This is a genomic window from Limosilactobacillus portuensis, from assembly GCF_014838735.1.
Classification (GTDB): domain Bacteria; phylum Bacillota; class Bacilli; order Lactobacillales; family Lactobacillaceae; genus Limosilactobacillus; species Limosilactobacillus portuensis.
Genome location: NZ_JABUXQ010000045.1, coordinates 1 through 6,033, shown reverse-complemented (window position 1 = coordinate 6,033; position 6,033 = coordinate 1). Strand labels below are relative to the sequence as shown.

At 32.3% G+C, this 6,033-nt stretch carries 5 protein-coding genes; all 5 read right to left on the bottom strand.

The features are described from left to right. Nucleotides 1–105: 105 nt before the first annotated feature. The 5 genes from HUK49_RS10140 to HUK49_RS10120 all read right to left on the bottom strand — a co-directional run bounded on the left by HUK49_RS10140 (nt 106) and on the right by HUK49_RS10120 (nt 5,634). Nucleotides 106–984, bottom strand: coding sequence for an acyltransferase family protein (locus HUK49_RS10140; RefSeq protein WP_326515962.1), 879 nt, complete (start codon nt 982–984; stop codon nt 106–108). Continuing rightward, nucleotides 936–1,100 carry a hypothetical protein gene (locus tag HUK49_RS10135; RefSeq protein WP_191913631.1) on the bottom strand — a complete coding sequence of 55 codons (165 nt, stop codon included), beginning with the start codon at nt 1,098–1,100 and terminating at the stop codon, nt 936–938. The genes HUK49_RS10140 and HUK49_RS10135 overlap by 49 nt, the downstream gene beginning before the upstream one ends. 21 nt (nt 1,101–1,121) lie before the next feature. Then, nucleotides 1,122–2,699, bottom strand: coding sequence for a peptide chain release factor 3 (locus tag HUK49_RS10130; protein WP_191913630.1), 1,578 nt, complete (start codon nt 2,697–2,699; stop codon nt 1,122–1,124). Nucleotides 2,700–2,834: 135 nt separating this feature from the next. Further along, a complete protein-coding gene (locus HUK49_RS10125) occupies nt 2,835–4,496 on the bottom strand; it encodes a glycosyltransferase family protein (RefSeq protein WP_191913629.1) in 1,662 nt (553 codons plus the stop codon). Nucleotides 4,497–4,518: 22 nt separating this feature from the next. Then, on the bottom strand, nt 4,519–5,634 hold the full coding sequence (locus HUK49_RS10120; RefSeq protein ID WP_191913628.1) for an acyltransferase family protein: 1,116 nt from the start codon (nt 5,632–5,634) through the stop codon (nt 4,519–4,521). Nucleotides 5,635–6,033 lie beyond the last annotated feature (399 nt).

Genomic DNA, 6,033 nt, shown 5'->3' with positions numbered 1-6,033 from the left:
AAATAGTGGTGCCCATTAAGGTCCTTCTTTCTAATGGAATGTTGTGGTAACACCATTAAAGACCTTGATGGGTTTTTCTGTCTACTTAAATGTTCAACTTAAATTTTACAATCTGCCATTTTCTAATTTACCTAATAATTTTTTATAAAATTTCTGAAATAAAATAACTACCGTTAAAATTCCTAAATCGACAATTAATCTAGTCAGTGCTGCTAGCCACGGTGAGCTTATAAATACACTCCAAAATATTTTATAGAAGTCCAACTGATGAATACATAAAATCATTAAAGTATAGCGCCCAATTATTGCGATACTATTGCTTATTTTATACTCTTGTATTCCCATGGAAAGATAAGATATAACTACTGTACCTGCTAATGCCTCCAAAAGAGATACCAAAAAATAAGGATAGTGTCTCGTTGCCATTTCAATATTAACAGAGTTTTGTAAACAAACTATCCAGTACACAAAGCAGATAAAAATAAAAATAGGTAATATATGCTTTCCTATATTTGTTTCCTTTCTCATATACCATTGCCTTAGGATTGATCCTCCCCACATAAATAATGCTGCAATCGGCACGATGTCTAAGTCTTGTGGTAACCAGTGATGCAATGATGTTAAATATGCGAAGTAAGAAATTATTCCAAGAATAACTCCGATATACTTATCATTAAAAAGTACCTGTAATAAATCGAATAAGATTTTAGCCCATACAAATACAATAAGGAACCACATTACACCAACGGTACTGATAGCATGGGCACTATAAGTGTTTGAACCCCAAAAGATCCCTCTAAGAGTTTCAACTCCTATTTGGTAAATAGAAACATTCCAAATTAATAATTTTTCTAGACTTAACAAAATAATCATAAACATTGCCAGAAAGTATATTTTTAATATTTTTGGTAATTTCTGTTTCCATTTTGAAAAAGTTAAAACTGCACCAGATGTAAATCCAGATAATATAAAGAAAAGTGGCATATGAAAAGAAAAATAAAAATTCTAGCATTACCACCTATTTCATGACCGACAACCATAAGAATTATTGCGATTTCTTTTGCAATATCAACCCATTCTATTCTTTTTTTACCTACCATCAATTTCTCCCAATAAATTTCCTATAACTTTGCCGTTAACTTCACATCAGGATACTTCTGCTTAAACCAGTTTTCGGCAAATTGATTTTCAAACAGGAAAAGTGGTTGATCGTGGATATCCTTAACAAGGATATTCCGTGATGACGACATCTTCTCATCAAGCTGATCAGGATCGATCCAGCGGGCAGTCTTATTCCCCATTGGTTCCATCACAACTTCTGAGTTATATTCATTTTGCATCCGGAATTTGAAGACTTCAAACTGCAGTTGACCAACGGCACCAAGAATATAGTCACCAGAAGTATATGAACGGAATAATTGCACCGCCCCTTCTTGAACTAACTGGTTAATCCCCTTATGGAATGACTTCTGCTTCATCACGTTCTTTGCTGTTACCCGCATAAATAATTCAGGAGTAAATTGTGGAAGCTTTTCAAACTTAATGTCTTTTTTACCAGTATAGATCGAATCACCGATTTGAAAATTACCAGTATCATATAACCCAATGATGTCACCCGCAACCGCATTTTCAACGTTTTCCCGGGTATCTGCCATAAATTCAGTCACGTTAGACAAGCGAATTGGCTTCTTGGTTCGTTCAAGAGTAACATCCATTCCCCGATCAAACTCACCTGAACAAATTCGGACGAAAGCAATCCGATCACGGTGTCGAGGGTTCATATTAGCTTGGATCTTGAAAACAAAACCAGAAAATTCTGGATCGAGCGGTTTTACATCCCCATCATTTTCTGTATGGTGATCACTTGGCGCTGGGGCAAACTGAAGGTAAGTTTCCAAGAAAGCTTGCACCCCAAAGTTAGTTAATGCAGAGCCGAAGAAAACTGGCGTTTGGTCACCGGCCGCAATCTTATCCCGATCAAGCTGGTTACCAGCAACATCCACTAATTCCATTTCATCTAAAGCATCTTGCCATTCACCATCATTAGCCAATGGATTATCGCCCTTAACATTACCATCATCGTCCAACGGTAAATATGGATTATCTTCATCAGCGGGGTGAGTTAAAGCAACTCGGCGGTTAAAGCGGTCATAAATTCCCTTAAATTGTCGGCCAGAACCGATTGGCCAGTTAATTGGGTAAGTTTCAATTCCTAAAGTCTCTTCAACCTCGTTTAACAAGTCTAGTGGATCACGGGCATCTCGGTCAAACTTGTTCATAAAGGTAAAAATTGGAATTCCCCGCATCTTACAAATTTGGAAAAGCTTCTTAGTTTGTGGCTCAATCCCCTTAGCAGAGTCGATAACCATTACTGCGGAGTCAACCGCCATTAAGGTCCGATAAGTATCTTCAGAAAAGTCTTCGTGCCCTGGAGTATCAAGGATATTAATTCGCTTCCCTTGGAAATCAAACTGCATAACAGATGAAGTAACGGAAATTCCCCGCTTCTTTTCGATTTCCATCCAGTCAGACTTAGCAAAGTTACCAGTCTTCCGGGCCTTAACAGTCCCCGCTTCACGAACAACCCCACCAAAAAGTAAGAGTTGTTCAGTAATTGTCGTTTTACCCGCGTCCGGGTGTGAAATAATGGCGAATGTCCGCCGCTTATTAACTGCTTCAGCAAGTTGTTTTGGTGACATGTTATTTTCCTTTCATTAAATAATTTATTTTTGCGCAATATCTATACTAGTTTAATATATTCTAAAAACACTTACAATAAAGTATTAAGGTTCCAATTAGGTGAAAACTTCTTTTGCTAATTGGAACCCTAATCCTTAAGGCACTTCTTTTTTATCAAAGATCTCTTTTTTCATTATTAAAGCAAGAATTATCATAATAGTACTTATAATTGATATTACAAAGAAAATATATTCGCTAAGTTGAGCCTTAGAAATTATATTTAAAGTATTTATCCCTTTATTTAGAGGCACCCTTAATAATCCTAAGCTATAATTTGGCATTATTTTTTTATTATTTACGTAAACCTCATATTTTATTCCATTATAAGTCAAAAATCTTATATAACTTGGCTTCCTTTGGGATGAATAAACATTAAATTGAACTCCATTATAGTACTCATGTAAATTATCTTTTAATGGAAAAACCTCTGACTTATAAATTACTGACCAGTTATGATTATGTTTATCTTTAAGTGAATAATCAGATTCTGCATAATTACTTCCATATACATATTTATTTATATTTTCATTTGTTAAATTATAACTAGCTTTTTTGTTATTTACGTAGTTAATTTCTGTAAATACCGCAAACAGTAACATTAGAAGACTATAAATAATAAGTCCCTTTTTGTAATTATTCCTATAATTCTTGTCAATAAAAATAGTTACCCCAATCACTAAAAATAGAATTACAAAATTTAGCATTCTGCTAGCAAATTGAATGGTACCTAAAGGACTTTTAGTCAATCCTATATACTTATACGGTGCCCAAGAAAAAGTTAATACAAATGTTATGCATGAAATTATTATCCACTTTTTCCAAGATGTATTTTTACAAGATCTAAACAGCATTACTACCATAACAATCATTATTATTAATATAAACATACCAAAATTATAATTATATGTTTGAAAAGCTAATGTGGCCTTGGTTGAGCCAGCCACAAATTGATTCCAATCTAACGTTAGGATGTTTCGCCAAGGAGTGGTGAGATCGTTTTTTAATGATAGTTTAATTATATTACTTAAAGTATAAGCTGAAGCTACTATAGTAATAAAAGCAGCGACAATAATAGACTTTATTTCTTTAAAGTCTAATTTCCTCAATAATAATCTAAACAGCTCAAATATTATTAAATATAAGCAACATATTACTGTTGTTAAAATATGAGAATTAATTACTAAACTCATTCCAAGGGCTAAGAATAAACTCCCTACCCTATATTCCTTTTGCCAAATTTTAATAATTCCTAAAAACACTAATGGTAAAAAAGCAAATCCCAATGCTTCACCCAGAGCTCCCCTATTATAAATATTTATAAGATTATACTGATTAAAACTATATATAACTGAGCCAAAAAATAAAACGCTCTTTTTATTGGTAAAGTTTTCCAAAAGTAAACAACAGTTAAATAGAGTTATAAATAATAAAATACTCATTGAAAAATACAATGCTAAAATCACATTATTAATTAGTAATCTAGGTATAACAAAAATAAGAGAAGTTACCCATGGGTACATTCCATTAAATGATTCACCATTTGCAGAAAAGCCTATAAAATTTACGAGTGGTGGTAATCTATGATTCTCAAATGCATTAGCGATTGATTCAAACACTTGAAAATGAACTATATCATCAAAGCCTACTTTAAAGTAACCCTTATAGAAATAAAAGTAGGTAACTATAAAAGACAGTATAAAGAAGCAAGAGAGTAGATAGATTTCTCCTTTCTCCCCCATATACTTTCTAAGCTTCATTTGCAAATCGCTCACCTCTAAATTATTTATACCTTCTACATAAAATAGTTAATTCAACTTTAACAAGAAAAGCATCAATATATTTAACTATCTTTTTAATAATTCTTTCAAAAATTAACCTTCTAAAAATAATGTCTATCAAAATGCAGATAATGAAAACAATTAACGAAAACAATAATCCTGCTAACAAATATTTAATCCCAGATCCAGCATATACCTTTGAAGAAAAAATATTTTGCCAAATGAATGGCCTAATAAACGAGTCCTCATGAATCAAATAAACACCGAACATTGAACCAGCAATGTAATTGATTATCCTACTATTAAAATGGCTGTTCTTAAAATAAGAAAATATAAATATAGACGTAAGTAGAACAAGAGGGCTATTCACATCAAATAAGTCAGCAATTCCATTAAAAAGCTTTTCATTAATTGCTAAAGCTGACAGGAGTATCGCTATCAATACGCATATTACCGCACCAAACATTGTATAAACTTTGGAATTTAAAATCTTTCCACTATATTTCCTAATATAAGCACTAACAAAGTATATTAAAAAGAAATAAGTAGTCGGTGTATATCCAAAACTATCGACAAATGTATCAGGCTTGCTATCAAATATTTGTAAGCCAATTGAAAGGAACGACCACAATAAAATCAATCCAATTATTAGCAATAACAATTTTTGCTTGGTTAAACTTCTTATAATGATATTTAAAAATGGCATTGCAAAAAGCATTACAATATACGAATATACAAACCAATATCCACTCGGCAAGGGAAATGGTAGCAACACTCTAACTACACTATCAGTCCCCCATATTCCGGTTGGATCAAATAGCTTGAACACGAAATATAATCCAAAACTATAAAAGACTGTAGTAACGATCAAATTTATTGGGCGTCTAAAATTAAACTGCTTTTCACATAAAAAGTATGCTCCAATCATAACAAAAAGTACTACGCCTAGTTTTCCAAAATAATGAAGGAACAAGTTAACTTTAATTGCACCTGAGTATTTAGGATTGTAAGGATTCCAATCAAAAGTTCCTTTTAATGCATAGTGATGAAGTACGATCACAAACATACTTAATATTCTGAGCAATTCAATACTCGAATTACGACTTTTTGCTTTCAATTATTCTCTCCTGTAACTTCTAATAACCGGTATTAACATAAATAATATTGATATAAACGAAATAATAAGGAGGATCTTATATACCCTAAGCATTATAAATCGTATATCTATTTTCATAGAATTCATCTTTATATCAGCATTATTAATTACCATATTCCCTTGTTTATTAACCTTATATTGCACTTTTTTATTATTCAAAGCAATATGATAATCTAGGCTTCGATAACCTAAAGTAGGTAATTCAATATTTACCCCTTTTTGTCTTTTTATGTTTTTTACATGGCAGATTGTAAAATTTAAGTTGAACATTTAAGTAGACAGAAAAACCCATCAAGGTCTTTAATGGTGTTACCACAACATTCCATTAGAAAGAAGGACCTTAATGGGCACCACTATTTT

Bases quoted from the DNA above. Each gene is read 5' to 3' on its own strand.
- HUK49_RS10140 (WP_326515962.1), bottom strand. From the start codon at position 984: ATGCCACTTTTCTTTATATTATCTGGATTTACATCTGGTGCAGTTTTA.
- HUK49_RS10135 (WP_191913631.1), bottom strand. From the start codon at position 1,100: ATGGTAGGTAAAAAAAGAATAGAATGGGTTGATATTGCAAAAGAAATC.
- HUK49_RS10130 (WP_191913630.1), bottom strand. From the start codon at position 2,699: ATGTCACCAAAACAACTTGCTGAAGCAGTTAATAAGCGGCGGACATTC.
- HUK49_RS10125 (WP_191913629.1), bottom strand. From the start codon at position 4,496: ATGAAGCTTAGAAAGTATATGGGGGAGAAAGGAGAAATCTATCTACTC.